The sequence below is a fragment of the Allobosea caraganae genome, assembly GCF_003351345.1.
Classification (GTDB): Bacteria; Pseudomonadota; Alphaproteobacteria; order Rhizobiales; family Beijerinckiaceae; genus Allobosea; species Allobosea caraganae.
The window spans coordinates 502,954-529,468 of record NZ_QQTO01000037.1; the positions used below are offsets into that span (position 1 = coordinate 502,954).

Genomic DNA, 26,515 nt, shown 5'->3' on the forward strand with positions numbered 1-26,515 from the left:
TCACCTCCCCTGCCAATTCGGCGCGCGCTTGGCCAGGAAGGCTTCCATGCCCTCGCGGAAATCGGCGCTCATGTAGCACATCACGACGAGGTCGCTGTCCTCGGTATGGTTGACCGCGGAGAGCCGGCGCATCGCCTCCTTGGTGGCGCGCAGGGTCAGCGGCGCGTGGCCGGCAATGGTCGTGGCCAGCTCCTTGGCGCGCGCCATCAGCGCGGCGTGGTCGGCGACCAGCTCGTTGAACAGCCCGATGCGATGGGCCTCCTCGGTCCCGACCAGCCGCGCGGTGAAGACGATGTCCTTGACCCGCGCCGGCCCGAGCAGGCTGGCGAGCCGCGCGTAGTTGTTCATCGACAGGCAGTTGCCGAGCGTGCGCGCCACCGGGAAGCCGAAGCGGGCATCCTGCGTCGCGATCCGCATGTCGCAGGCGCAGGCGATGCTGGCGCCGCCGCCCGTGACCGCGCCCGAGATCGCCGCGATGGTCGGGATGCGGCAGCCCTCGATCTTGCGCAGCACCTCGTCGATGCGCGCCTCGTAGGCGAGCGCATCCTCCGGCTTGGTGAAGGCGCGGAACTGCGAGATGTCGGTGCCGGCGGCGAAGGCCTTCTCGCCGGCGCCGGTCAGCACCAGCACCTTGGGCGAGCCATGGCCCTCGATATCGGCGCAGATCTCGGCGACGCGGTCATACATCGCGAAGGTCAGCGCGTTGCGGGCCTGGGGCCGGTTGAGCGTGATCCAGCCGATCTCGCCGCTGACCTCGTAGAGGATCTCGTCGCTCATTGAGCCATACCTTCCCTAGATAGTCCCGGCCTTAGATAGCCCCGGCGCGGCGCAACTCCGCGACCGCTCCGGCATCGTAGCCGAGCTCGGCCAGGATCTCGTCATTATGCTCGCCGGCCTCGGGCGTCGCCGTCGCCACGCTGGCTGGCGTGCGCGAGAGCGTCACCGGCTCGCCGACGACGCGATAGTCGCCGAGCACCGGATGGTTCACCGCCTGCGCGATGCCGAGATGCTGCACCTGCGGGTCGTCGAACATCTCGTCGACCGCGTAGATCGGCCCGGCCGGCACGGCAGCGGCCTCGAAGGCCGCGAGCCAATGCGCCGAGTCATGCTGGCGCAGGATGTCTTCGAACATGACGCGCAGCTCCGGCCGCTTCGGCAGGCGCTTCTCCATGCTGTCGTATTCAGGGTCGTCGGCCAGCTCGGGCCGGCCGATCGCCGTGCAGAAGGAGCGCCAGTGGCCCTCGGCGCCGACGCCGATATTGATGTAGCCGTTTCGCGTGGCGTAGACGCCCATCGGCGTCGAATAGGGATGGTCGTTGCCGGCCTGCGGCGGCACCGTGCCCTCGACCAGGAAGCGCGCCGCCTGGAAATCCATCATCGCGATCTGGGCTTCGAGCAGCGAGGTCTGGACCCACTGCCCCTTGCCGGAGGTCGCGCGCTCCTGCAGCGCCACGAAGGCGCCGAGCGCGCCATAGAGACCCGCAGCCGAATCCGCCACCGCGATGCCGGCGCGCACCGGCCCCTGCCCCGGCAGGCCGGTGACCGACATCATCCCGCCCATGCCCTGGGCGATCTGGTCGAAGCCGGCGCGGGTGCGATAGGGCCCGCTCTGGCCGAAGCCGGAGATCGAGACCAGGATGAGCCGCGGGTTGAGCTTGTGCAGCGTCTCGAAATCGAGCCCGAGCCGGTCCTTCACGTCGGGCCGGAAATTCTCGACCAGCAGGTCGGCGCCTTCGATCAGCTTGCGCAGGATCGCCTGGCCCTGCGGCGTCTTCAGGTTGACCGTCAGCGAGCGCTTGTTGCGGTGCAGGTTCTGCATGTCGTAGCCATGCCTGGCACCGCTCATGTTCTCGTTGGGGTCGAAGCCCGGCGGGCTCTCGACCTTGATCACGTCGGCGCCGAAATCGGCGAAGATGCGGGCGCAGGTCGGCCCGGCCCGAACCCGCGACAGATCGAGCACGCGCAGCTTGGACAAGGCGGTGGATGGCGTCGGGCGGGGCATGACTCTGCTTGAAACGGAGGCAAGGGCCGCCGACTATGCTGACAGCCCCGCAAAGCGTCAACGCCCTGCCCATCTTGCATGCAAAATATTTCGGCCTGAACGGGGCGCCATGAAACAGGCGCCACCCTGCTCGAAACAGCCCTTATTTCAAATAAACATGTATACAGAACGAGGCGTTCCCTTCTCCCCTTACGGGAGAAGGTGGCTCGGCGAAGCCGAGACGGATGAGGGGTCGCGCGACGATTGCAGCGTCGGGCGTGGCATCCTCGACATTCGGAAAGCGCAGCGCGACCCCTCATCCGGCGCTGCGCGCCACCTTCTCCCGCAGGGGGAGAAGGATTCGCGCTCGCAGGCTCAATCCCGCTTCGCGCCGGGCGTCGTCGTGCTTTGCGCCGCGACCGGGTCGCTCGCCGGAAAGGTATCCTTCAGCGCATCGACGAGATCGGCGTCCTTGCCCTTCTTGCGGGCCGCTTCCTTTTGCTCGCGCTGTTCCTGGCGCAGGCTCTCCTTGGCAGGATTGGCTGTCTTGGCGGCAGTGCTGGTCGACATGGTTCTCCCCCTTGGCTCGATCCGGATTCCGCAGCGGCAGCCGCGGTCGCAAGGTCAACGCGGAAAAAGGATGGTCGTTCCACCGGCCTCGTAGGGGCGCGCCACACTGCCCGACGCGCTAGAACCGTGCCGCATTCGCGCCATGCCGCTGCCGCCGGGATATGGACGCAGCGCTGACGCGCTCCCATTTGCGGGGTCGCCCGCAACAAGGAAGCCCGGCATGGTCGATTTTTCAGTCCTCGATCTCTCCCCCGTGATCGAGGGGCAGGAACCCGGCGACGCGCTGCGCAACTCGCTCGACCTCGCCCGCCATGCCGAGGCGCTGGGCTACAAGCGCTACTGGGTCGCCGAGCACCACAACATGACCGGCATCGCCAGCGCCGCGACCTCGGTGGTGATCGGCTATCTCGCCTCCGGCACGAAGACGATTCGGCTCGGGGCGGGCGGCATCATGCTGCCGAACCATTCGCCGCTCGTGATCGCCGAGCAGTTCGGCACGCTTGAGGCACTCTATCCCGGCCGCATCGACCTCGGGCTGGGCCGTGCGCCCGGCACCGACCAGCGCACGCTGCGGGCGCTGCGGCGCAACCCGATGGCGGCCGACAATTTTCCGCAGGACGTGCTGGAGGTGCAGGCCTTCCTCGCCCCGGTGCAGCCCAACCAGGCCGTGCAGGCCGTGCCCGGCGGCGGATTGGAGGTGCCGGTCTGGATCCTGGGCTCCAGCCTGTTCGGAGCGCAGCTCGCAGCCGAGCTCGGCCTGCCCTATTCCTTCGCCTCGCATTTCGCGCCCGATGCCCTGATGCAGGCGCTTTCCGTCTATCGCGAGCGCTTCAAGCCCTCCGAGCAGCTAGCCACGCCCTATGCCATGCCCGGCATCAACGTCGTCGCCGCCGACACCGACGAGGAGGCGAGCTACCTCTTCACCACGATCCAGCAGCGCTTCACCGACATGATTCGCGGCACGCGCGGCAAGCTCCAGCCGCCGATCGACGACATCGAGGCCTACTGGTCGCCGATGGAGAAGGCGCATGTCTCGGGCATGCTGCGCTACGCCTTCGTCGGCTCGCCCGAGAGCCTGAAGCGCCAGCTCGGCGCCTTTCTCGACGCGACCCGCGCCGACGAGATCATGGTCACAGCCCCGATACATGACCACGCTAAGCGCAAGCGATCCTACGAAATCCTCGCAGCCATTGCGCCAGAGATCGGCAGGGCGAAAAGCGCCGCCTGACGGCAACAGCCGCTCGGAACCTCATGGTTCGGCGCCGCGTTGCCATCGCGCGCCAGACCGAAGCATGAGGGGCCACTATGAAGTTGAACGTCTCGGCGAGCCTGACCTACAGCTTCTCCAGCCCGACGCAGGTGATCGCCGCGATCGAGGCGGCCCACTCGCCGGACCAGACCATCCTCTCCGAAGAACTCTGGATCACCTCCGGCCCGGCGCTGATCCGCGACACCGAGGCGGCGAGCGGCGAGCGCCGCTTCCGCACCGCGCTCGAAGGCCAGGTCGGGATCAACTACCGCGCGGTGGTGGATAACGGCCAGCGCCCTCTGCTCGGCCCCGACGCCCGCCAGCACGACTGGGCCGAGCTGCCGCGCGAAGTGCTGCCCTATCTGCTGCCGAGCCGCTTCTGCCCATCCGACGAGTTCATGCGCTTCGCCCAGCGCGAGTTCCGCTCGGTGCGCGGCGGCGGCGCCCGCGTGCTCGCCATGCTCGACTGGCTCAATGCCCATGTCGACTACGTCCACGGCGTCAGCACCGCCAAGACCACCGCCGAGCACACCTTCATCGACCGCGCCGGCGTCTGCCGCGACTTCAGCCATCTCGGCATCACGCTGGCCCGCGCCATGAACATCCCGGCGCGCGCCGTCAGCGCCTACGCGCTTGCGCTCAAGCCGCCGGATTTCCACGCCGTGTTCGAGGTCTATCTCGACGGGCGCTGGTGGCTGCTCGACCCGACGCGGCTGGCCCCGATCGAAGGCATGGTCAGGATCGCCAGCGGCCGCGACGCCGCCGACATCGCCTTCCTGACCAGCGAGTATAACTGCCAGTGCCTGAGTCAGGTCATCACGGTGACGCAGGCGCCGGACGAGGCCGAGACGCGGGCGGCCTGAGCCTCTCCCTCAGTTGCAAATGATTTGCGATAGGCCGGTTTTGCAAAAGCCGGCCGGCATTGCTATTTCAGGCTCATGAGGGGAATCGACCAGCGGGTGGCCGTTTTCGAGGAGCAGTTGCGCCAATCCGGGCTCCGGATGACGCAGCAGCGCCGTCTGATCCTGCGCGTCCTGGCCGAGGCAGACGACCATCCCGACGCGAAGGGCATCTTCACCCGCGCCTTCGCGCACGACCCGACGCTGTCGCTCTCGACCGTCTACCGCACGATGAAGATCCTGGAGACGCAAGGCGCGATCGAGCGCCACGCCTTCGAGGACGGCGTCTCGCGCTACGAGCACGCCGACCAGCAGCACCACGACCACCTGATCGACATCGAGACCGGCAAGGTGGTCGAGTTCTCCTCGCCGGAGATCGAGGCGCTGCAGGCCAAGATCGCGGCCGAACTCGGCTACGAGATCGTGCGCCACCGGCTGGAGCTGTATGGGCGGCGCAAACCGCCAACACCGCGCGGTAAGAGCAAAGCGAAGACCTAGCCCTCCGAATTCCGCTCAGGGCCATGTAGCGCGACATCTTGCAATATTGCAGGCGATATCAGATATTCTAGCATGCGGTTGGTCCTGGACACGGCGGCGATGGTCGCGGCAATCCGAAGCGAAGCCGGGGCGTCGCGCCGTTTGCTCGTTGCCGGTCTTGAAAACCGCATAGCTCTGCTGGTCTCGGTCCCCCTAATGATCGAGTATCAATCCGTCATGACGCGGGCCGAGCATATGGAAGCGGCGAGGCTTTCCTTGGACGATATCGAAAGCCTGCTTGACGCGGTAGCTGCTGTTGCCAGGCCGGTGCGTCTAGCCTTCCTGTGGCGACCCGGCTTGCGCGATCCTGACGACGACATGGTATTGGAGACAGCCGTCAACGGACAAGCGGATGCTATCGTGACGTTCAACCTGCGCGATTTCGGCAAGGTCGCCGAACGATTTGGCATCGCGGTATTGACGCCGGGCGAAGCGCTCAGGCGCGTGGAGGCGATCGAATGAGGAAGAGTAATTTTGCGCTGCGACTGCAGCCCTCGCTTCTCGACGAGGCTCGCAAACTCGCCGAAACAGAGGGTGTGGCGCTCAATCAGCTCATCAATGTCGCGGTAGCGGAAAAGCTCTCGGCACTTCGCACGGAGAGCTATTTCGCTGAGCGCATCGCTCGGGCGAACATACCAAAAGCTCTCGATATTCTGAAGCGCGCAGGCGTCGGCAATCGGCCCCTGGAAGGCGACGAGGTCCTGAAATAGCCTTGCCCCCAAGGGCGATGGCCGGGTCAAGTCCGGCCATGACGCCCTTTGAGGCTAACCCGCCTTGCGCTTGTTCTGCCGGTTGGCGATCAAATCATCGACCACCGCAGGATCGGCAAGCGTCGATGTATCCCCGAGCGCGGAAAACTCGTCCTCGGCGATCTTGCGCAGGATGCGGCGCATGATCTTGCCGGAGCGGGTCTTGGGCAGGCCCGGCGCAAACTGGATCAGGTCCGGCGAGGCGATCGGGCCGATCTCCTTGCGCACATGCGCGACCAGCTCCTTGCGCAGCGCCTCGCTCGACTTTTCGCCGGTCATCAGCGTGACATAGGCGTAGATGCCCTGCCCCTTGATGTCGTGCGGATAGCCGACAACCGCGGCCTCCGAGACCATTGGATGCGAGACCAGCGCCGACTCGACCTCGGCCGTGCCCATGCGGTGGCCGGAGACGTTGATCACGTCGTCGACGCGGCCGGTGATCCAGTAATAGCCGTCGGCATCGCGCCGGCAGCCGTCGCCGGTGAAGTACTTGTTCGGATAGGCCGAGAAATAGGTCTCCTCGAAACGCTTGTGGTCGCCGTAGACCGTGCGCATCTGGCCGGGCCAGCTCTCCGCGATGACCAGGTTGCCCTCGGCCGCTCCCTCCAGCACCTTGCCCTCGGCATCGACCAGCTCAGGCTTGACGCCGAAGAAGGGCCGCGTCGCCGAGCCCGGCTTGAGCCGGGTCGCGCCCGGCAGCGGCGTGATCATGATGCCGCCGGTCTCGGTCTGCCACCAGGTGTCGACGATCGGGCAGCGGTCGTCGCCGACGACGCGATGGTACCACTCCCAGGCCTCCGGATTGATCGGCTCGCCGACCGACCCGAGCAGGCGCAGCGACTTGCGCTTGGTCCGCTTCACCGGCTCCTCGCCGGCGCCCATCAGCGAGCGGATCGCCGTCGGGGCGGTGTAGAAGGTGTTGACCTTGTGCTTGTCGACCACGTCCCAGAAGCGCGAGATCGTCGGATAGGTCGGGATGCCCTCGAACATCAGCGTCGTCGCGCCGTTGGCGAGCGGGCCGTAGACGATGTAGCTGTGGCCGGTGACCCAGCCGACATCGGCCGTGCACCAGTAGATCTCGCCGTCATGATAGTCGAAGACGTATTGGTGCGTCATCGCGACGTAGACGAGGTAGCCGCCGGTCGTGTGCAGCACGCCCTTGGGCTTGCCGGTCGAGCCTGACGTATAGAGGATGAAGAGCGGGTCCTCGGCCTTCATCTCGGCCGGGGGGCAATGGCCTGAGACCTTGGCCGCCTCCTCGTGATACCAGACGTCGCGGCCGTCCTTCATGGCGACGTCGCCGCCGGTGCGCTTGACCACGATCACGGTCTTGACCGGCGCCTTCTCGGCGGCCGCGTCGACATTGGCCTTGAGCGGCACCTTGCGCCCGCCGCGCAGGCCCTCGTCGGCGGTGATCACCATCTCGGAGGTCGCGTCCTCGATCCGGTTCGCGATCGAATCCGGCGAGAAGCCGCCGAACACCACCGAATGCACCGCGCCGATGCGGGCGCAGGCCAGCATCGCATAGGTCGCCTCGGGGATCATCGGCATGTAGATCGTGACCCGGTCGCCCTTCTTGACGCCGTTGGCCTTGAGCACGTTCGCGAACTTGCAGACCTCGGTATAGAGCTGGCCGTAGCTGATCTTCTTCGACTCCGAGGGGTCGTCACCCTCCCAGATGATCGCGGTCTGCTTGGCGCGGGTCGCCAGATGCCGATCGACGCAGTTATAGGAGACGTTGGTGGTGCCGTCCTCGTACCACTTGATCGAGACCTTGCCCGGCTTGTAGCTGACGTTGCGCACCTTGCTGTAGGGCTTGAACCAGTCGATCCGCTTGCCCTGCTCGGCCCAGAACTTGTCCGGATCCTTGATCGAGGCCGCATACATCTTCTTGTACTTGGCATCGGTGAGATGCGCCTTCTTGGCCCAGGCCGCAGGCACCTCGTAGATCTTCTCGGACATATCAGGCATCTCCCCGGACTTGGGCCGCCGGCGAAGCATCGGCGGCGCGGCTCATGGCATAGACGCCGGAATCCCGGCGCACAATGGCCGCTTCTTGCGAATTGGCCGCATCATAAGACGGGAGGGACGCCCGGCAAGCGGCGCAGGCTCGCACTTTGGTGTCAGAGACTTTTGGCGAGGAAGGCGCCGCCATGCTAGCGCGCCGACATGGTCTCTCCGTCATTGCGAGGAGCGTAGCGACGAAGCAATCCAGGGGCCGTCGAGCGAGACCTCTGGATTGCTTCGCTGCGCTCGCAATGACGGCGAGCGCCACTGCAATCGGAGCTCGCCGGCGTTATAATCCACCCATCTCGCAGACGATGTCCCACTCGTCCTCGGTCACCGGCTGCACCGAGAGCCGAAACGACGTCACCAGCGCCATCTTGGCGAGCTTCGGCTCGGCCTTGACCGCGAGCAGCGTCACCGGCTTCGGCAAGGGCTTCACCGCCTTGAAGTCGACCAGCACCCAGGGCTCGCCCGGGAGCCAGTTATAGGCTTCCTTGATGACCTCGACGATGCCGACGACCTCGAGCCCCTCGTTGGAATGGTAGAAGAAGACCTGGTCGCCCGTCTTCATCGCCATCAGGTTGAGCTTGGCGGTGTGGTTCTTCACCCCGTCCCAATGCGTGCCCTTGGCGCCGGCCTTGACCTGGTCGTCCCAGGACCAGACCGAGGGTTCGGATTTGATCAGCCAGTGAGCCATCAGGCCTCGTCCTCTTTCGTGTCGTCCTGCATCGGCTGCGGCGGGCGCGATGCCGCCTCGCCCTGCTCGTTCCAGAAGCGCACCATCTCGCGCGTCAGCGCGGCATAATCCTGCGGATCGAGCTCGACCCTGACCTCGGCCTCGCCGAAGGGCAGGATCAGCACGAAGCGATGCGTGTCCTCGCGGCGCCGGCGGCGCAGCTCGATCGCCCGCTCCGCGATGCGGCCCGCGAGCGGCACCGGCTGGCCCTCAGCCACGAGCTCGGCGCCGGTGGTCTTGCGCACCTCCGCGATGCCGCGCGCCACGCGCTTCGTCAGATCGGACCAGTCATTCGCCATTGCCGCCTCCTCAATTCTCAGCCCGGATCGGCCGCGCCAGCAGCCCGGCCACCGCCTCGCGCACGCCGACCTCGCCCGCGATGATCGCCGCAACCGCATCCGCGATCGGCGTCTCCACCTCTTTCGCCCGCGCCATCTCAGTCAGGATCGAGGCGGTGAAGGCGCCCTCGGCAAGCTTGCCGCCGGCAGCCTCTGCCGGAGACTTGCCCTCGCCCAGCGCCAGACCAAATGCAAAATTCCGCGATTGCGCCGAACCGCAAGTCAGCACGAGATCACCGAGGCCCGACAGCCCCATCAAGGTCTCCGCCTGCGCGCCATAGGCCTCGCCGAAGCGGCGCAGCTCGGCAAAGCCGCGCGCCACCAGCGCGGCGCGGGCGCTCTCGCCGAACTTCAGCCCGATCGCGATCCCCGCCGCGATGGCGAGCACATTCTTGGCCGCGCCGCCGATCTCGACGCCGCGCGGATCGCCGCTGTGATAGATGCGGAAGGCCGGCGAGGTCAGTGCGCCCGCCAGCCGCTGGGCCAACCTCTCGTCGGAACAGGCCAGCGTCACTGCCGTCGGCAGGCCCCGCCCGATATCGGCCGCGAAACTCGGCCCCGACAGGATCGCGGGAATGGCCGCCGGCCAGACCTCGCCGATGATCTGCGTGGTGAAGCAGCCGCTCGCCTGCTCGATGCCCTTCGCCGCCGAGATCGCCGGCAGGCCGGCAGGATGAGCCCGAGCCACCGCCTCGACCACGCTACGGAAATGCTGCGTCGGCAGCGCCAGGATAAGCGCCTGCGCCTCGCCCAATGCGGCCAGCGAGCTCGTCGCCGCGATGGTCTCGGGCAGCGTCACCCCTGGCAGCCTCGGCGCCTCGCGCCGTTCGGCAATGGCAGCGACCGTCTTCTCATCCCGCGCCCAGAGCAGGACCTTGCGCCCGGCCCGTGCCGCTGCGACCGCGAGCGCCGCGCCAAAGGAGCCGGCGCCGACGATGCCGATGGTCGAGAAATCCGCCTGGCCGCTCATCCCTGCGGCCTGAGCTCGTCCAGCGGCCAGCGCGGGCGCGCGACTGCGCTCATGTCGTCGATCATGCCGAGCCTGAGCCGCTCCAGCCCGGCCCAGGCGATCATCGCGCCATTATCGCCGCAAAGCTCCAGCGGCGGCGCCACCATCGGCAGTCCGGCCTCGGTGGCGAAGCGGGTCAGCCCGCGCCGGATCGGCTGATTAGCCGCGACGCCGCCGGCAACGACGAGGGTCGAGGGCGTGATGCCGGCGGCGCGGCAGGCGCGCAGCCCGGCCCGCGTCCGGTCGACCAGCACATCGACGATCGCCGCCTGGAAGGAGGCGCAGAGATCGGCGACGTCGCCGTCCGAGAGCGGCGCGATCCGCTCCGCCACCAACCTGACCGCCGTCTTCAGACCCGACAGCGAGAAGTCCGGATTGGGCCGCCCCGCCATCGGCCGCGGGAACTCGAAGCGCTCGGGGTCGCCCTTCAGCGCCTCGCGCTCGACCGAGGGGCCACCGGGATAGGGCAGCCCGAGCATCTTGGCGATCTTGTCGAAGGCCTCGCCGACGGCATCGTCGATCGTGCCGCCGAGCTTGAGGTAGTCGCCGACGCCGCGCACGGCGAGGAGCTGGGTGTGCCCGCCCGAGACCAGCAGCAGCAGATAGGGAAAGGCGAGGTCGTCGGTCAGCCGCGCCGTCAGCGCGTGGGCCTCGAGATGGTTGATCGCGATGAAGGGCCGGCCCGTCACCAGCGCGATCGCCTTTGCCGTCGTCAGCCCGACCATGACGCCGCCGACCAGCCCCGGCCCGGCCGCCGCCGCGACCGCATCGATCTCCGAGGGTTTCAGCCCTGCCGTCTCGAAGGCTCTGGCGACGATGCGGTCGAGCGCGTCGACATGGGCGCGCGCCGCGATCTCCGGCACGACCCCGCCATAGGCGGCATGTGCGGCGATCTGACTCAGCACCTCGTTCGAGAGGATCCTGGCCTCGCCCGAGCGATCGACGCCGACGATCGCGGCCGCGGTCTCGTCACAGGTCGTCTCTATCCCCAGCACGCGCATGATCGGTCGACAGGTCTCTCGGTAAGGAATTCGGAAGGACAAGGCGGCGAAGGTCCGGCGCTGTTGCGCCGGGCATTCCCTCGTATAGTGCGGCGGGAAGCATAAGGCCAAGAGGCCACAAGGAAGAGGCCGCAAGAGGCTGATGAACCGCCATCACGCGGCCAAGGTTGGGGTTAAGACGCTTTAGCATGAACGAGATCGCTTCGCTTCACGAACGGCAGGCCGGCCGCTTCGTCATCGGCACGCGCGGCAGCCCGCTGGCGCTGGCGCAGGCCCATGAATTCGCCGGCCGGCTGGCTGCTGCCCATGGCTGGGAGCGCAGGGAGCTGCCGCTCGACATCATCCGCACCACCGGTGACGCGATTCGCGACCGGCCGCTCTCGGAGGCCGGCGGCAAAGGTCTCTTCACCAAGGAGATCGACCAGGCCCAGCTCCATGGCCGGATCGACTACGCCATCCACTCGGCCAAGGACCTGCCGAACGATTTGCCCGACGGGCTCGTCATCGCCGGCTACCTGCCGCGCGAGGACGTCCGCGACGCGCTAATCTCGCGCGGCATCGCCGATATCGCCGGCCTGCCCCAGGGCGCGATTGTCGGCTCGGCCTCGCTGCGGCGCCAGGCAATCCTGAAACGGATCAGGCCCGATCTGCGGATCACTTTGCTGCGCGGCAATGTCGGCACGCGCCTCGAGAAGGTCGCGGGCGGCGAGATCGACGCCACCTTGCTGGCGCTGGCCGGCCTGAAGCGGCTCGGCCTGGCCGAGAAGGCGAGCGGCGTCCTCTCGGTCGAGGAATGCCTGCCGGCCGTAGGCCAGGGCGCGATCGCGATCGTGATCCGGGCCGATGACGAGAAATCCATCGAAGCGCTCCAGCCGATCCTCTGCCGCGACACCGGCATCGCCGTGGCGGCCGAGCGCGCCTTCCTCAGCGAGCTCGACGGCTCCTGCCGCACGCCGATCGCCGGCCATGCCACGGTCGAAGGCGGGCGCTTCCAGTTGCGCGGCCTGCTGCTCGCCCCGGATGGCGGCGCGGCAGCCGAGGACAGCATCAGCGGGACGACCGCCGACGCCACGGCGCTGGGCGCCGAGCTTGGCCGTTCCCTGCGCCGGCGCGCTCCGGCTGGCATCTATTCATGAAGCTGCATTATCGTTGATCCCGACCCGCGACGCAGGAGGCCGCATGCGCGTATTCGTGTTCAGACCGCAGGCCGATGCCGAGCGCAGCGCCCGGGCGCTGAGCGCGCATGGCCATGAGCCGATCGCGACGCCGCTCTTCACCGTCGTGCGCCTGCCGGAGCCGGCACCCGAAGGCGATTTCGCGGCGCTGGTCCTGACCAGCGGCAATGCCGTGCCCGCGCTCGCCGATGCGCGCCCTGCCTGGCGCGAGCTGCCGGTCTTCACCGTCGGCGCCCGCACCGCAGGCAGGACCCGCGACGCCGGCTTCGGCGACGCCCGCAGCGCCGACGGCGACCGCAACGACCTGATCGCGCTGATCCGGCAGAACATCGCGGCCCCCGCTCGCCTGCTGCTGGTCACCGGCAAGGACTATCACGAGGATGTCCCGGCCCGGCTCGGCGAGGCCGGCTACGAGGTCACCGTCTGGACCGCCTATGCAGCCGAGGCCGTCGCTGCCCTGCCCGAAGACACCGCAACCCAGCTCCGCGACGGCCGGGCCGAGGCGGCATTGCATTACTCGGCGCGCGGCGCCCAGACCTTCCTCGACCTGACCCGCAAGGCCGGGCTCGGCGACCCCGCGCTCGAACTGACCCATGTCGCTCTTTCCGCCGAGGTCGCGGCGCCGCTGATCGCCTCCGGCGCCAGCACGATCCTGGTCGCGGAATATCCGGAAGAGGCGGCGCTGCTCGCCGCGCTCGATCAAGTGTCCGCTCGCAATCGCAGCATCGGGGATGCTAGAGAGGACGCGAGCGCGCCGGCTGGCGTCGAGACGGATAGGGACGCGATGAGCGAGCCGGACAAACCCTCCACGCCGCGCGGGCGTTCCAGGCGCACGCCACCGACGATCGAGCTCAAGGCCAAGGACGATACGCCGGCCGTGGCGGCTGACGAGTCGTCGCCGGCTGCGGCGGAGGCCGCGGCCGAAGCCCTGCTGCCGACCGAGGCCCTGCCCCAGGAAGTGCCGACCGCGGGCGATGTCCCGCTGATCGAGCCCAAGCAGCCGGTCGAAGACGCCGCTTCCGCCAATGCGAAGCCCGACGCCGCCCAATCTGAATCCACCAAACCCGGGCAGCCCGCCGAGCCGCGCTCACGCCTGCCGCTGCCGGCCCTGGCGCTTGCCGGGCTCGTTGGCGGCGTCGTGGGTGCCGGCCTCGTGCTCCTCGCGCTTGGCCGCTCCGAGTCCGACGCCGGCGCCCAGCAGATCGCGGAGCTGCGCACCCGCATCGACACCTTGCAGAGCGCCAGCGCCAACCTGCCGACCCGCGCCAATCTCGACGCGCTCGAACGCAAGGCCGGCGACGCGCTCCAGGCCATCGACCGCAAGGCGAGCGCCGCCGCCGACACCGCGGCCAGGGCCGGCGCGGCAGCGCAGGCAGCAAGCGCCAAGCTCGCCGAGATCGCCAACGCGCCGGCGCAGCCCGCCGCGCCCGATAACAGCGCTGCCCTCGCCGGCCTGACGCAGCGGCTCGGCTCGGTCGAGACCCTGGCCAAGAACGCGGCGACGCCGACGCCGCAGGCACTCGCCGCCGCGCGCATCGTGCTGGCCGAGCGCATCCAGAACGCCATCGCCTCGGGCCAGCCCTTCGCCGGCGACGTCGCCGCGCTCGCCAAGGGCGGCGGCGCGCCCGACCAACTCGCGGCGCTGAACGCGGTCGCGGCCAGTGGCGCACCGACGCAGGCCGCGCTGCTCGCGCAGTTCCGCAGCCATCAGGTCATGTTCGTGCGCGAGATGACGCCGGCCTCGGCCAGCTGGCAGGACAGGCTGCTCGGCCTCGCCAGCCGCGTCGTCACCATCCGCCCGGTCGGCGAGACCGGCGACAAGGATCCGGGCACGCTGGTGATCCGGCTCGAAAGCGCCATCGCCCGCAATACCATCGGCACGGCCGCGACGCTCTGGGCGCAGTTGCCCGAGCCGGCGCGCCAGGCCAGCGCCGAATTCGGCGAGGCGCTCCAGAAACGTGCGGCGGCCGAAGCCGCCATCGCCAAGATCGCGCAGGATGCGGTCGCCGCGCTCGGCGCCGGCGGCTGACGGGGGATAGGGTCCGATGGTTCGCGTATTGCTCTATCTCTTCGTCATCGCCCTGCTCGCCGTGGGCGCGGTCTGGCTCGCCGACCGGCCGGGCGAGGTCTCGGTGCTCTGGCAGGGCTACCGGATCGAGACCAGCGTCGCCATCGCGGCGATCGGCGTCGTCATCCTCGCCTTCCTGGTGATGATCGCCTGGACGCTGATCCGCTTCGTGCTCGGCATGCCCTCGGCCTTCAGCTTCGCCTCGCGCTCGCGCCGCCGGGCGCGTGGCTTCGAGGCCGTGTCGCGCGGCATGGTCGCGATCGGCGCGGGCGACCCCGTCGCCGCCGGCCGCTATGCGCAGGACGCCCGCAAATTCGCCGGCAACGAGCCGCTGACCCTGCTGCTGGAGGCGCAATCCGCGCAGCTCTCGGGCGATCGCGGCCGGGCCGAGGCCGCCTTCAAGGCGATGCTGGAGAAGCCCGAGACCCGCGTGCTCGGCCTGCGCGGCCTCTTCGTCGAGGCCCGCCGCCGCGGCGACATGGCCGCCGCCCGCGCCTTCGCCGACGATGCCGTGCGCCGCTCGCCCTCGCTCGCCTGGGCCAATGACGCCCTGCTCGACTTCCACACCAGCGCCGGCGACTGGCAGGCGGCCCGCACGGCCGTCGAGCGCCGCGCCGCGCTGCGCCTCGCCGAGAAGGCCGAGGCCAAGCGCCAGCGCGCCGTGCTGCTGGCCGCCGAAGCACTCGACGCCAGGGGCCGCGAGCCGGAGAAGGCGCTCGCCGCCGCGCTCGAAGCGGTCAAGCTCGCGCCCGGCCTGACGCCGGCCGCAGCGCTCGCCGGCCGGATGCTCTCCGAGCGCGGCGACATCCGCAAGGCCGCCAAGCTGCTCGAGGCCGCCTGGCGCGAGGCCTCGCATCCCGACATCGCCGCCGCCTATCTCGACGTCCGCCCCGGCGACAGCGCCCAGGACCGGCTCGCTCGGGCCGAGACGCTGGCGAAGCTCCGCCCGGCCGATCCCGAAGGCGTGCTCGCGCTGACTGGGGCCGCCATCCACGCCCGCGACTTCGCCCGGGCGCGCAAGGCGCTGAAGCCCCTGCTCGCCGGCGGCGCCTCGGTGCGCGCCTGCCTGCTGATGGCCGAGCTGGAAGAGGCCGAGCACGGCGCGGCCGGCAAGGTCCGCGAATGGCTTTCGCGCGCCACCCGCGCCCCGCGCGACGCCGCCTGGGTCGCCGACGGGCTGGTCTCCGATCATTGGCTGCCGGTCTCGCCGATCTCGGGCCGGCTCGACGCCTTCGTCTGGACCGTGCCGCCCGCGACACTCTCCGGCAACGGCCCGACCATCGACGACGATGTGCTCGCCGATCTCGACGACCGCTCCCCGCCGCTGCTGGAGGCCAAGGCGGAGATCGTGACGCCGGTCGAGACGGTCGCCGCGCCCGTGCAGCAGACGACGCTCGTCGTCACGGCTCCGGAGGCGGTCGAGATGCCGCCCGCGCCGAAGCCCACGGTCGAGATCAAGCCTGAGCCGGCGCCTGCCGCCAAGGTCGAAGCCAAGGTCGAACCGGCCCCGGTCGTCGAGAAGGCTGCGCCTGTTGCCGCCGCACCACGCGAAGTCCGGCCTTCCCCCGTGATCTTCCCGGTCTCACACGCGCCCGACGATCCCGGCCCGGAAGAACCGCATCCGGCCGAGCCCCAGAAGGGCCGGTTCAAGCTGTTCGGGTGATTGCTATCCGATAAGAGCGGGGGAGCCCTCTCCTGTAAGGAGAGGGTTGGGTGAGGTGTCGGCCGTTGGACGCTTAAGTTGCAGGCGACCCAGCGCTTCACTTCAACCGCCGCAGCAAAGCCGCATGCCCATTCAGCTTCACTGGTCTTTTGGCCGACACCTCACCCTGCCCTCTCCTTACAGGCAGGGCGATCGCATATGGAGAAGGAAAGGCGAACATCGCCTGTCGAAGCAGCGAAACTTTCGCGCTTCGATTCGGTTTTGTTCTCGTTCCGATTCCGGCCAAAAGCCGGTGCTTTTCCATATGCGATCGCCCTGCCTTACAGGAGAGGGTTCCCCGCGCTTTGCCTTCTCGCTTCAGCCACCTGAAATGAAGTGCGCAGCCTCTCCGCGCCCCGTATAGCGTTGCGCATGAACTCCAATCCGACAGCATCAGCCGCAGACGGCGTCACGCTCCTCGTCACCGCCGAACACGCCGGTACGCGCCTCGACAAGGCGCTCACCCTGCTCGCCGGCGAGATTTCGCGCGCGCGCCTGCAGCAGGTCATCCGCGAGGGCGGCGTGCGCCTCAACGGCGTCGTCGCCACCGATCACAGCCGCAAGGTCGTCGAGGGCGACGAGCTCGCACTCGTCATGCCCGAGGCCAAGCCGGCCGCGCCGATCGGCCAGGACATCCCGCTCGACGTCGTCTACGAGGACGAGTACCTGATCGTCATCGACAAGCCGGCCGGGCTCGTCGTCCACCCCGCCGGCGGCCATGAGGACGGCACGCTGGTCAACGCGCTGATCGCCCATTGCGGCGAGAGCCTGTCGGGCATCGGCGGCGTCAAGCGGCCGGGCATCGTCCACCGGCTCGACAAGGACACCAGCGGCCTGCTCGTCGTCGCCAAGACCGACAAGGCGCATCAGGGCCTCGCCAAGCAATTCGCCGACCACGGCCGCACCGGGCCGCTGGAGCGCGCCTATCTCGCGCTGGTCTGGGGCGCGCCGCGCCGGCCGCACGGCACGATCGACGCTCCGCTGGAACGCTCCAACCGCAACCGTGAGAAGATGGCGGTGGTGGGCGAGGGCCGCGGCCGCGAGGCGATCACCCATATCAGCCTGCTGGAGCGCTATCCGGCCCTGCTCAAGGGCCATGAGGAGCAGGAGCCGTTGGCGAGCCTGATCCAGTGCCAGCTCGAGACGGGCCGCACCCATCAGATCCGCGTGCATATGAGTCATATCGGCCATCCCCTACTTGGGGATCAGCTCTACGGCTCCGGCTTCGCCACCAAGGCGAGCCGCCTGCCCGACGGCGCCCGCGAGGCGCTGACGGCCCTGGGAAGGCAGGCTTTGCACGCGGCGATGCTGGGTTTTGCCCATCCGGTGACCGGCGAGGAGCTGCATTTCGAATCCGAGCCGCCGGCCGACTTTGCAAATCTGCAAGCGGAACTCGCGGGTCTGTGAGCCGATCTGGCTCGTCTGCCCACTTTCCGCCTTTCTCGGTTCGCATATAATGGGGTTCTGGGATGCGGATGGCTAAGGGGCGCCGCAGCTGCTGGAACCGACCGGGCCGCGACGCGGTTCGTTAAGTGGTTCGGGCACACATCCAAGACCTGCGCGAGGGTCTTTCGCGCGGTTGGCCTGCCGCGAAGCGGGGGCCAGGAAAGGAGAACGAGCATGGCGATTGCATCGCTGCCCGTCATGTCCGCGGAGGGCGGACTTTCACGTTACCTCGAAGAGATCCGTCGGTTTCCCATGCTGGAGCCGAACGAGGAATTCATGCTGGCCAAGCGCTGGCGCGAGCATGGTGACCGCGACGCGGCCCATAAGCTCGTCACGTCTCACCTGCGCCTCGTCGCCAAGATCGCCATGGGCTATCGCGGCTACGGCCTGCCGATCGGCGAAGTCGTGTCGGAAGGCAATGTCGGCCTGATGCAGGCGGTCAAGCGCTTCGAGCCCGACAAGGGCTTTAGGCTGGCGACCTATGCGATGTGGTGGATCAAGGCCTCGATCCAGGAGTACATCCTGCGCTCCTGGTCGCTGGTGAAGATGGGCACCACCGCCAACCAGAAGAAGCTGTTCTTCAACCTGCGCAAGGCCAAGAGCAAGATCTCGGCGCTTGGCGAGGGCGATCTCAAGCCCGATCAGGTCAAGACCATCGCCACCAAGCTCGGCGTCAACGAGCAGGACGTCGTCGACATGAACCGCCGCCTCGGCGGCGACGCGTCGCTCAACACGCCGCTGCGCGAGGATGGCGAGGGCGAGTGGCAGGATTGGCTGGTCGATGACAGCGAGAGCCAGGAGCGCCGCCTCGCCGATTCGGAGGAGAGCGACAACCGTCACACCGCCCTGCGCGAGGCGCTGACGGTGCTCAACCCGCGCGAACGGCGCATATTCGAGGCCCGTCGCCTCGCCGACGACCCGATCACGCTGGAGCAGCTCTCGGAAGAGTTCGGCGTCTCGCGCGAGCGCGTCCGGCAGATCGAGGTCCGCGCCTTCGAGAAGGTGCAGGACGCGGTCAAGAAGGCGCTGGTCCGGATCGAGGCGCCACGGGCGGCTTTGCCGGCGCACTGAGCCGAGCTGATTGAATGAGACGAGAAGGGGGCGGTTTCCGCCCCCTTTTTCATGGGCGCTGCTGCGCTCGCAAAACCCTCAACCGTCATTGCGAGCGCAGCGAAGCAACCCAGGGGGACCGGGTGAGCGAGCCCCCCTGGGTTGCTTCGCGGAGCCTGTACTCGGGCTTGCCGAAGGCAAGACCCGGGTGCTCGCAATGACGTCGAGTGGCGGCAGCCTCAATACAGCGGCTGCACGGCATTGATGCCCGGCACCCTGAGCGGGCCGATATAGAGCCGGCCGTCGCGCAGCACGAGCGGCGGGATCGACACGAGGCCCGGCGTCGCGCCGGCCTGCGGCTGCCGGCCGCCGAGCAGCCCGCCGAGCCCGGCCATCAGCCCGCCGACCTGGATGCCGCCGATGCGCTCGATGCCGGCGACGGCGGCGTTGACCTGGCCGGAGACGCGATGCGCCGGGTCGAGCAGGATGCGCCCGCTCGCCTCGATCCGCGCCGTGCCCTTGGTCGTCGCCAGCTTGGTCAGCTCGATCAGCCCGCCGGCGGCGCGCCAGGTCTCCAGCGCATCGGGGTTGAAGCCGCGGCGGAAGGCGACGGATTGCGTCACCGTGGCCTGAAGGTCGAGATCGCCCGGCTCGGCATTGCCGATCAGAGCATCCAAACCGGGCAGCACCGAGCCCTTGGTGCTTACGGCGATGTCGGTGGCCTGGTCGGTGGCTGGACGCGTTGGGTTGCGCCGGGCATGGAGCTCGAATTGCGCCGCGCGCCAGGTCTCGTCGGCCTTGCCGGGCGCGGTCAGTACGCCGTTCGGCTCGGCCATCACAAGGGAGAGCCGCTCGAAGCCGGACAGGGTGAGCGCGGCGCTGGCCTCGAACTGCTTCCAGCCCAGGTTGAGCTTGCGGCCTTCCGGCAGGCTGGCCTGAAGCGGGCCGGTGACCTGCACGATGGCGAGACCGGGCGTGTAGATCTGGCCGACGGCGACGCTCGGGCCCGTCTGCACGCTCACCAGGTCGCCCCAGCGCGTCGAGGTCAGGGTCAGCGACGCGCAGCGCACCTCGATGCGGAAGGGATAGCCACCGACGCTGCGGTCGGCGCAGGTCCAGCTCCGGCCGGCCTGCGCCTCGCGCGCCAGCGCGTTGTCGAGCGTCTCGGTCACCCGCCCCTGCACGTAGAACCAGAAGCCGGACCAGCCGGCGGCGATCAGCGCGAGCAGGACGAACGGCGCGTAGAGCCAGAAGCGGCTCTTGCGGCGCGCGGGGATGGGAGCGGTCATGCAGGCCTGATCCATTGCGTGAAGGCGCCGGGATTGTTAGCTCCCGATCGCTGGAAGCGCCAGTACGGCGCGAGCAGCGCTCCATCAAGCAGGGCCACACGGCCAAATTGTGGGATGACGATGATTGCGGATGCAGGCGCCGGCGATCTCTGGGTCTTCGGCTATGGCTCGTTGATCTGGCGGCCCGGCTTCGCCTTCGAGGAGAGCGTCGCGGCCAGGCTGAGCGGCTACCATCGCTCGCTCTGCGTCTTCTCGCATGTCCATCGCGGCACGCCGGAGCGGCCGGGGCTCGTGCTGGGGCTCGATCGCGGCGGCACCTGCCGCGGCCTCGCCTTTCGGGTCGCGGCCGGGCATGCCGACGAGACCATCGCCTATTTGCGCGAGCGCGAGCAGGCGACCTCGGTCTATCTCGAACGGCATCTGGTGGTGACGCTGGAGGATGGCCGCCGGGTCAAGGCTGTCGTCTACGTCGCCGACCGCAAGCACCTGCAATATGCCGGGCGCCTGCCGGCGGCGGAGCTGCTCAAGCTGGTCAGGCAGGGCCGCGGCAGCTCGGGCGAGAACCCCGACTACGTGCTGCGCACCCATGACCATCTGCACAAGATGGGCATCTTCGATCCGGTCCTGGCCGAGCTGGCGGAAGCGCTGGCGCCGGGCCTGACGCATCCGCGCCCGCCGCTTTAACTCGCCCTCTCCGTCATGGTCGCCCTTGTGGCGACCATCCACGTCTCCGTCTCACCATCCGCGTCGCAAGACGTGGATGCTCGGGACAAGCCCGAGCATGACGGCGGAGGCCAGTCCGGAGCTTCAAACCTCGGGCATCAGGTCGAGCAGCGCGGCGCGGCGGGAGAGCCCGTCCTCGGCGAGCAGATGGATGTGGATCTCGGCCGCCCCCGCCATCGCCACCGAGCGGCGCCAGCGCGTCAGCGCCGCCTCGATGCCGAAGGGCCCGCTCTCGCGCGCCGCGATGATCTGGCGCTCGGCCGTGACCGCGAGCAGCACGGCATCGCTGAAGCCGAGCGCGTGATCGTCCGTGATCGAAAAGACCGAGGCGACATAGCGCCGGCCCGAGCGGCCGCGCCAGGCGGTGAAGCGGCGCTCCGCCATCCCCACCGTGCTGCGCAGCGGCATTTCGCGCGCGACCGGCTCGTGAACGACAGCGTCGAAATCCAGTGAGGTCTGGTAAGCCAGGGCAGCCATGTCGTTGCTCCTTTGTTCTCGAACAAAATGAGAACGAAGCGACCCGAAGTCAAGCGGCACCCTGTCAGGAATTGTCAGGAGGCGGCAGCGCGCCCAGCCCGTTTGGGAATTCGCTGGCGTGAGCCGACTGGCCCGGTTGTCGAGAACCGGAGCGCAGCGGACTATCGTCCATGAGGACCGGAAGCGCAGACAGCTGCGCCAGTAGAATTGTCAAACGGGCTCTCAGGCGCCGCGATAGCCGAGCGCGGCGAGCTCCGCCCGGCCGATCGCGAGCAGCCGGTCGCTTTCGGTCTCGATGCGCTCCTGCATCAAGGCCTGGAACTGCTCCTTCGGCAGGCCCGGCGGGATCGGCTCCATGATCGTGACGCGGATCGTGCCTGGCCAGCGCAGGAAGCCGCGCCGCGGCCAGTACAGGCCGGAATTGAGCGCGACGGGCACGCAGGGCACGTTGAGGTCGCCGTAAAGATGCATCACGCCGGTCTTGTAGTCCGGCGGCGCGCCGGCCGGGCGGCGCGTGCCCTCCGGGAAGATCAGGAGCTGGCGGCCCTTCTCGCCGAGCTCGACGCGGGCCCGCCGCATCACGCCGGCGAGCGCGCGCGCGCGCGCGCCGCGATCGACCGGGATCATCCGCAGCTTCTTCAGGCACCAGCCGAACAGCGGCAGCCAGGTCAGTTCGCGCTTCAGGATGAAGACCGGGTCGCGGAAGAGGGTGACCAGCACCAGCGTCTCCCAGGTCGACTGGTGCTTCGCCGCCACCATGATGCCGCCTGGGGGGATGTTTTCCAGGCCGGTGATCTCGTAGCGCATGCCGACCACGACCCGCAGCAGCCAGAGCGTGCTGCGCACCCAGCCGACGGACACCGCGAGCAGGTAGCGCGGCGGCAGGACCATCGACGGCAGCGCCGCGAAGATCAGCCACAGCGTCAGGTTGACGTAGAACAGGACGGTGATGAGGAGCGAGCGCAGCACGAGCATGGCGGGCAAAGAGCCCGGCGCGCGGCCGCCGTCAAGCGCTGTCGGTCTCCGGAGCACGCTGAGATTTGCCAGAATCAAACGCCGTCATACCGGACGGAGCGAAGCGGAGCTCCGGGATCCATCGTAAAGCCCGGAGCCCTACGATGGATCCCGGAGCTGCGCCGCAAACGCGGCTTGTCCGGGATGACGCGAAGGTTTCTGCTTGATCGCAGCAGGCTCTAACCGCCGCGCTGGCCAGGCTCTGCCCGCGTGCGCTTCTCGTGCTCGGGCCCGAGCGCGTCCGGCGGCTTCGGCGAGACCGGCTTGCGCCCGCCGATGATCACCGAAAGCCGCGAGGTCTCGGGGTCGTCCTCGACCATGCTGCGCAGCCGCGCCGCGAGATATTTGGCATATTCCGGCACCAGCACCTTCGCCGCGCGCCATTCGTTCCACCAGCCGGTGGTGTCGATCTGCTCGGTCACGACCGGGTGCGGCACGATGCGCACGCCGGGCATGGCGTGGCTGAACTCGGCCGCGGTGCGCGGCATGTGGTAGTTCGAGGTCACCAGCAGCAGCGAGCCGAAGCCGTGCTGGCGCACCCAGCGCCGGGCCTCGATGGCGTTGCCGATGGTGTTGCGGGCGCGGTAGTCGAGGTCGACGCAGCAGGCGAGCAGTTCGCGCGACGACGGGTTGAGCTTGGCGAGTTCCTCGCGGCCGGTCTTCTCGTTGACGCCGCTGATCAGCAGGCGCGAGCCGCGATCGGCCCCGAGCAGGCCGATGGCGTCGCCGATGCGCTGCGAACCGCCGGTGACGACGACGATGGCGTCGGTGCGCGGCACGGCGACGGGCTCTCGCAGCGCCAGCCTGGAGGCAAACTGAGCGTAGCCGATGACGAAGCTCGCCATCAGTCCCAAGCCCGCTGCAAGCGCCAGACGCATGACCCAGCCCCTCGCGGAGCCCTTCCTGCCGCGCGCGACGGTATCTGCCGCGCTGTCGCCCGTGCTTATCGCCAGCTCACCATGCCCTTGCCTGCTTTCAGTCATCACCATGTCTTGCCTAGCTAAACCGGCAATCGGGCATAAGAGCGGCACCAAAAACCCCGCCCTGCCCCAGAACTTAACAACTTATGTCAGCACGCCCAGATAGTGGCGCACGGTGAAGCGCGAGACGAGCCCCGCGATCGCCGCGACGATGACCGCGACCAGCACCACCACCGCATAGCCCGACCAGCCGATCTCGAACGCGCCGAACAGCGCCTGGAGCTGCTCCGAGCCGGGCGAGGCGCTCCGGCTCGATGTGAGGAAGCCGAGGGCCGCGATCGCGACCAGCGCGGCCAGGCCGCCCGCCCCGCCGCCCTTGAGGCCGAGCCTGATGAAGCGGCTCTGGAACTCCCGCGCGATGAAGGCGTCGTCGGCGCCGACCAGGTGCAGCACCTCGACGCTGTCGCGACTGCCGGCCATGGCGCCGCGCGTGGCGAAGGCGACCGCGAGCGCCGCCGCCGTCAGCACCAGCAGCACGATCGCGAGGCCGGCCAGGATGATCGTGTTGGCCATGGTCGAGAGCCGGCGCAGCGAGAGCCGGTGGTCGTCGAGGATCGCGGTCGGGATCTCCCGGCGCAGGCTGTCCTTGAAGACGGCGACATCGGCTCCCGCCGTGCCGGTCAGCCGCAGCACGATCAGGCGCGGCACCTGCAGCTCGACGAGGTTCAGCCCCGTGCCGAGCCAGGGCTCGAGCAGCTTGTCCGAGTCGGCCTTCGACATGGCGCGGACCTCGCCGATCCCCGCCACGCCTCGCGCCATCTCGGCGGCGCGCGCCACGTCCTTCTCGATGTCGCGGCGCGAATCGGGCCGGATCTGGATCGTCATCTCGTTGGCGACAGCGCCGCGCCATTGCTCGGAGGCGCGCGCCGTCAGCAGGGCCGCGCCGGCGCTGAGCGAGGCGAGGAAGGTCATGATGGCGATCACCGCGAGCAGCGCCCGCTCCGCCACCGCATCGACCGGCACGAGCGGCTTGTCGCGCCGCAGGTTGGACGGCAGGGCGCGCTCGGCCCGTTCGCCGTCGCCGTCCTCGGCGAGCTCAGGCGTCGACATGCAGATGCCCGTCGGCCAGGACCAGGCGCGGCGCGTCGTAGAGTTCCATCAGCCCGATATCGTGCGTCGCGATCACCACGGCAGTGCCAAGCTGCTGCAGCTCCATGAACAGGCGCAGCAGCCGCCGGCCGAGGCCGGGATCGACATTGCCGGTCGGCTCGTCGGCCAGCAGCAGCTCGGGCCGGCCGATCAGCGCGCGCGCGATCGCGGCGCGCTGCTTCTCGCCGCCGGAGAGCACGGTCGGCACCGCATGCATGCGCTCGCCGAGCCCGACCCAGCGCAGGAGCTCGACGACCTCGGCCCGGTAGCTCGCCTCCTCCTTGCCGAGCACGCGCAGCGGCAGCGCCACGTTCTCGTAGACGGTGAGATGGTCGAGCAGGCGGAAATCCTGGAAGACCACGCCCATGCGGCGGCGGAAGGCGGTCAGCGTCGTCGCATCCAGCCGCGAGACATCCTGGCCGAACAGGTTGACGAGGCCGCGCGTCGGCTTCAGCGCCATCAGGATCAGGCGGATCAGCGTGGTCTTGCCGGCGCCGGACGGGCCGGTGAGATATTGGAACGAACGCGGCGCGATGCTGAAGTTGATGTCCTTCAGCACCTCCGGGCCCATGCCGTATCGCAGGCCGACATTCTCGAAGCGAACCAAATCCCGTTCCCCAGCTCTCTCTTCAGAGACGTTTGCGAATTCTCAAACGACCTCTCCGCACGCCCTGCGAATCCCGGTTGCGATCCTACACCCCAAGCCGTCGCCGACGGAAAGCCTTGCAGGGCCAGTTTGGCCACCATGGGGCAGAGTTCTTCACGAGGCGTTAACCATAACTTGCGCCAATGGCTGCCGCGCGCCCGGCTGCGCCGCCGAAGGCTTGAACCGCCTGCCCCGGCGGTCGAGGCTCCGATGATGACCTTACGTTAATTCACAGAGGAACGCGTCCTCAAGGCCATGCTGATCACCTGCCCGTCCTGCGCCAGCCGCTATGAGCTCGATGCCGCCAAGCTTGGCCCGAGCGGGCGCAAGGTGCGCTGCGCCAGCTGCCAGAATCTCTGGCATGTCGAGCCCGCGCGAGAGCTGCAAGAAGCATTCCCCGCCTTCCCGGAGGCACCGAGCAGCGAGGAGACCGCGGCCCTGCTCGACGAGGAGCTGCGCCGCGCCGCCGAGATCGACGCCGAAGTCTCCGCGTTGACGGCAGAGCGCGCCACCGAATCCGAGCCGTCTCAGGCCGGGGCGCCCGCTTCCGCGCGCCGGCGCCGCAAGGACCGCGGCAGCGCGCCGCGCCCGCCGCTGGCGGCGAGGCTGCGCAATCTCGGGACCCCGGCCGCCCTGGCGCTCGCTGGCTTCGCCGTCCTCGGCCTCATTGCCTGGAAGCGCGACCTTGCCGTGCGCAGTGCGCCGCAGCTCGCAATCGTGTTCGAAAAGCTCGGCCTGCCCGTCAATGTCCGGGGCCTCAGCCTGACCGGCATCGAGAGCGGCCTGGTGCAGGATCTCCAGGGCCGCTTCCTGGTGGTCGAGGGCGACGTCACCAACGTCACCAAAACCGCCGCCAAGGTGCCGCTGATCGAGATCGCGGTGAAGGATGCGGCCGATCAGGTGCTCTACACCTGGACCGCCGAGCCGCCGCGCGCGAGCCTGGAGCCCTCCGAGCTCGTCCGCTTCCGCGCCCGGCTCGCGACGCCGCCGGAGAACGGGCAATCCGTGCAGGTGCGCTTCACCACGGCCAGGCCGACCGGGCTCGCCAGCGCGCGCTGACGCAGATTCAGCCGCGCCCGCGCTTGTCCCCGGCCCTCAAAGCCCACATCATTCCGCCGGACGGGATCGCATACACCAGCGATTAGGATGGGACCGCGTAGCACTCTACGCAGGAGCGGCCGCCGGAGCACCGGGACGGCCTGAAAGGACGTGAACGACATGCCGCAGGCCCAGCGTATCCGGGTTCTCTACGAGGAGGAGGCGATCGCGCGCCGCAACGAGGAGATGGCGCGGGAGATCGCCGCCACCGCGCCGGCCGATCTGCTCGTGGTCGCGGTGCTGAAGGGCTCGTTCATGTTCGTCGCCGACCTGATCCGGGCGATGCACCGCGCCGGCATGACGCCGCAGGTCGAGTTCGTCCACCTCTCCAGCTATCGCGCCGCCACCATTTCCTCCGGGCAGGTCGAGATCCTGCGCGACGTGCAGAGCGACGTGCGCGGCCGCGAGGTCCTGCTGGTCGACGACATCCTCGAATCCGGCCGCACGCTCGCCTTCGCCAAGGACCTGCTGGCTGCGCGCGGCGCCAAGAAGGTCGCGAGTGCGGTGCTGCTGGAGAAGCCCGGCAAGCGCGCCGTCAACATCCAGGCCGAATATGTCGGCTTCGAATGCCCGGACTATTTCGTCGTCGGCTACGGCATGGACGTCGCCCATGCCTATCGCCAGCTGCCCTATGTCGGCGTCATCGAGACGGCCGACCAGGCCGGCCTGCCCGGGATCTGAC

27 protein-coding genes are annotated in these 26,515 nt (G+C 68.8%); 13 read left to right on the top strand and 14 right to left on the bottom strand.

The genetic code is table 11. The features are described from left to right. The 3 genes from DWF00_RS26810 to DWF00_RS26820 form a co-directional block, all read right to left on the bottom strand. Positions 1–777 carry an enoyl-CoA hydratase/isomerase family protein gene (locus tag DWF00_RS26810; RefSeq protein ID WP_114828151.1) on the bottom strand — a complete coding sequence of 259 codons (777 nt, stop codon included), beginning with the start codon at positions 775–777 and terminating at the stop codon, positions 1–3. Positions 778–808: 31 nt separating this feature from the next. Then, the gene (locus DWF00_RS26815; protein ID WP_114828150.1) at positions 809–2,002 is read right to left on the bottom strand and encodes a CaiB/BaiF CoA transferase family protein; all 1,194 of its coding nucleotides are present in this window, start codon (positions 2,000–2,002) and stop codon (positions 809–811) included. A gap of 354 nt (positions 2,003–2,356) precedes the next feature. Then, positions 2,357–2,551 carry a hypothetical protein gene (locus DWF00_RS26820; RefSeq protein ID WP_114828149.1) on the bottom strand — a complete coding sequence of 65 codons (195 nt, stop codon included), beginning with the start codon at positions 2,549–2,551 and terminating at the stop codon, positions 2,357–2,359. Positions 2,552–2,771: 220 nt separating this feature from the next. On the opposite strand from DWF00_RS26820, the gene DWF00_RS26825 reads away from it, so the two are divergent. The 5 genes from DWF00_RS26825 (at position 2,772) to DWF00_RS26845 (ending at position 5,946) form a co-directional block, all read left to right on the top strand. Then, a complete protein-coding gene (locus tag DWF00_RS26825; protein ID WP_114828148.1) occupies positions 2,772–3,779 on the top strand; it encodes an LLM class flavin-dependent oxidoreductase in 1,008 nt (335 codons plus the stop codon). A 77-nt stretch (positions 3,780–3,856) separates the two neighbouring features. Next, the gene (locus DWF00_RS26830) at positions 3,857–4,663 is read left to right on the top strand and encodes a transglutaminase-like domain-containing protein (RefSeq protein ID WP_114828147.1); all 807 of its coding nucleotides are present in this window, start codon (positions 3,857–3,859) and stop codon (positions 4,661–4,663) included. Between the two features lie 75 nt (positions 4,664–4,738). Further along, positions 4,739–5,197, top strand: a complete 459-nt coding sequence (locus DWF00_RS26835; RefSeq protein ID WP_114828146.1) for a Fur family transcriptional regulator — start codon at positions 4,739–4,741, stop codon at positions 5,195–5,197. Positions 5,198–5,269: 72 nt separating this feature from the next. Next, positions 5,270–5,698: a putative toxin-antitoxin system toxin component, PIN family gene (locus DWF00_RS26840; protein ID WP_114828145.1), complete on the top strand. Its 429-nt coding sequence runs from the start codon at positions 5,270–5,272 to the stop codon at positions 5,696–5,698. Next, complete coding sequence (locus tag DWF00_RS26845) at positions 5,695–5,946, top strand: toxin-antitoxin system HicB family antitoxin (RefSeq protein WP_114828144.1); 252 nt, start codon at positions 5,695–5,697, stop codon at positions 5,944–5,946. The genes DWF00_RS26840 and DWF00_RS26845 overlap by 4 nt, the downstream gene beginning before the upstream one ends. Before the next feature lie 54 nt (positions 5,947–6,000). Here DWF00_RS26845 and acs read toward each other — a convergent pair whose 3' ends face one another. From acs to tsaD, 5 genes are all read right to left on the bottom strand, one after another. Then, positions 6,001–7,947: an acetate--CoA ligase gene (acs, locus tag DWF00_RS26850; RefSeq protein ID WP_114828143.1), complete on the bottom strand. Its 1,947-nt coding sequence runs from the start codon at positions 7,945–7,947 to the stop codon at positions 6,001–6,003. 334 nt (positions 7,948–8,281) lie between these two features. Further along, positions 8,282–8,689 (bottom strand): EVE domain-containing protein, encoded by a 408-nt coding sequence (locus tag DWF00_RS26860; protein WP_114828141.1) that lies wholly within the window; start codon positions 8,687–8,689, stop codon positions 8,282–8,284. Beyond that, positions 8,689–9,027, bottom strand: coding sequence for a hypothetical protein (locus DWF00_RS26865; RefSeq protein WP_114828140.1), 339 nt, complete (start codon positions 9,025–9,027; stop codon positions 8,689–8,691). The genes DWF00_RS26860 and DWF00_RS26865 overlap by 1 nt, the downstream gene beginning before the upstream one ends. Before the next feature lie 10 nt (positions 9,028–9,037). Beyond that, positions 9,038–10,036 (bottom strand): NAD(P)H-dependent glycerol-3-phosphate dehydrogenase, encoded by a 999-nt coding sequence (locus DWF00_RS26870; protein WP_114828139.1) that lies wholly within the window; start codon positions 10,034–10,036, stop codon positions 9,038–9,040. Then, on the bottom strand, positions 10,033–11,076 hold the full coding sequence (tsaD, locus tag DWF00_RS26875) for a tRNA (adenosine(37)-N6)-threonylcarbamoyltransferase complex transferase subunit TsaD (protein WP_114828138.1): 1,044 nt from the start codon (positions 11,074–11,076) through the stop codon (positions 10,033–10,035). The genes DWF00_RS26870 and tsaD overlap by 4 nt, the downstream gene beginning before the upstream one ends. 188 nt (positions 11,077–11,264) lie before the next feature. On the opposite strand from tsaD, the gene hemC reads away from it, so the two are divergent. From hemC to rpoH, 5 genes are all read left to right on the top strand, one after another. Continuing rightward, positions 11,265–12,212, top strand: a complete 948-nt coding sequence (hemC, locus tag DWF00_RS26880; RefSeq protein WP_114828137.1) for a hydroxymethylbilane synthase — start codon at positions 11,265–11,267, stop codon at positions 12,210–12,212. Between the two features lie 43 nt (positions 12,213–12,255). Further along, positions 12,256–14,280: a uroporphyrinogen-III synthase gene (locus tag DWF00_RS26885; protein ID WP_181832528.1), complete on the top strand. Its 2,025-nt coding sequence runs from the start codon at positions 12,256–12,258 to the stop codon at positions 14,278–14,280. Positions 14,281–14,296: 16 nt separating this feature from the next. Then, positions 14,297–15,982 carry a heme biosynthesis protein HemY gene (locus DWF00_RS26890; RefSeq protein ID WP_114828135.1) on the top strand — a complete coding sequence of 562 codons (1,686 nt, stop codon included), beginning with the start codon at positions 14,297–14,299 and terminating at the stop codon, positions 15,980–15,982. Between the two features lie 411 nt (positions 15,983–16,393). After that, a complete protein-coding gene (locus DWF00_RS26895) occupies positions 16,394–17,428 on the top strand; it encodes an RluA family pseudouridine synthase (RefSeq protein WP_114828453.1) in 1,035 nt (344 codons plus the stop codon). Positions 17,429–17,641: 213 nt separating this feature from the next. Further along, positions 17,642–18,538 carry an RNA polymerase sigma factor RpoH gene (gene rpoH / locus DWF00_RS26900; protein ID WP_114828134.1) on the top strand — a complete coding sequence of 299 codons (897 nt, stop codon included), beginning with the start codon at positions 17,642–17,644 and terminating at the stop codon, positions 18,536–18,538. Positions 18,539–18,756: 218 nt separating this feature from the next. Here the strand turns inward: rpoH and DWF00_RS26905 are convergent, their stop codons facing one another. Next, positions 18,757–19,806 carry a DUF2125 domain-containing protein gene (locus DWF00_RS26905; protein ID WP_181832527.1) on the bottom strand — a complete coding sequence of 350 codons (1,050 nt, stop codon included), beginning with the start codon at positions 19,804–19,806 and terminating at the stop codon, positions 18,757–18,759. Between the two features lie 114 nt (positions 19,807–19,920). Between DWF00_RS26905 and DWF00_RS26910 the strand changes: the two genes are divergently transcribed. Beyond that, positions 19,921–20,490 carry a gamma-glutamylcyclotransferase gene (locus tag DWF00_RS26910; RefSeq protein ID WP_245974327.1) on the top strand — a complete coding sequence of 190 codons (570 nt, stop codon included), beginning with the start codon at positions 19,921–19,923 and terminating at the stop codon, positions 20,488–20,490. 123 nt (positions 20,491–20,613) lie between these two features. Here DWF00_RS26910 and DWF00_RS26915 read toward each other — a convergent pair whose 3' ends face one another. The 5 genes from DWF00_RS26915 to ftsE all read right to left on the bottom strand — a co-directional run bounded on the left by DWF00_RS26915 (position 20,614) and on the right by ftsE (position 24,696). After that, positions 20,614–21,006 (bottom strand): hypothetical protein, encoded by a 393-nt coding sequence (locus tag DWF00_RS26915; RefSeq protein ID WP_114828132.1) that lies wholly within the window; start codon positions 21,004–21,006, stop codon positions 20,614–20,616. A gap of 222 nt (positions 21,007–21,228) precedes the next feature. Continuing rightward, the gene (locus DWF00_RS26920) at positions 21,229–21,981 is read right to left on the bottom strand and encodes a lysophospholipid acyltransferase family protein (protein WP_114828131.1); all 753 of its coding nucleotides are present in this window, start codon (positions 21,979–21,981) and stop codon (positions 21,229–21,231) included. A gap of 218 nt (positions 21,982–22,199) precedes the next feature. Next, complete coding sequence (locus tag DWF00_RS26925; RefSeq protein WP_114828130.1) at positions 22,200–22,898, bottom strand: YdcF family protein; 699 nt, start codon at positions 22,896–22,898, stop codon at positions 22,200–22,202. 186 nt (positions 22,899–23,084) lie between these two features. Then, complete coding sequence (locus tag DWF00_RS26930; protein WP_114828129.1) at positions 23,085–24,050, bottom strand: cell division protein FtsX; 966 nt, start codon at positions 24,048–24,050, stop codon at positions 23,085–23,087. Beyond that, a complete protein-coding gene (ftsE, locus tag DWF00_RS26935) occupies positions 24,037–24,696 on the bottom strand; it encodes a cell division ATP-binding protein FtsE (RefSeq protein WP_181832525.1) in 660 nt (219 codons plus the stop codon). The genes DWF00_RS26930 and ftsE overlap by 14 nt, the downstream gene beginning before the upstream one ends. 294 nt (positions 24,697–24,990) lie before the next feature. On the opposite strand from ftsE, the gene DWF00_RS26940 reads away from it, so the two are divergent. Together DWF00_RS26940 and hpt are read left to right on the top strand one after the other, a co-directional pair. Beyond that, positions 24,991–25,794, top strand: coding sequence for a zinc-ribbon domain-containing protein (locus DWF00_RS26940; protein ID WP_114828128.1), 804 nt, complete (start codon positions 24,991–24,993; stop codon positions 25,792–25,794). 159 nt (positions 25,795–25,953) lie between these two features. Next, complete coding sequence (gene hpt / locus DWF00_RS26945) at positions 25,954–26,514, top strand: hypoxanthine phosphoribosyltransferase (RefSeq protein ID WP_114828450.1); 561 nt, start codon at positions 25,954–25,956, stop codon at positions 26,512–26,514. The last annotated feature ends 1 nt before the right edge of the window (position 26,515 follow it).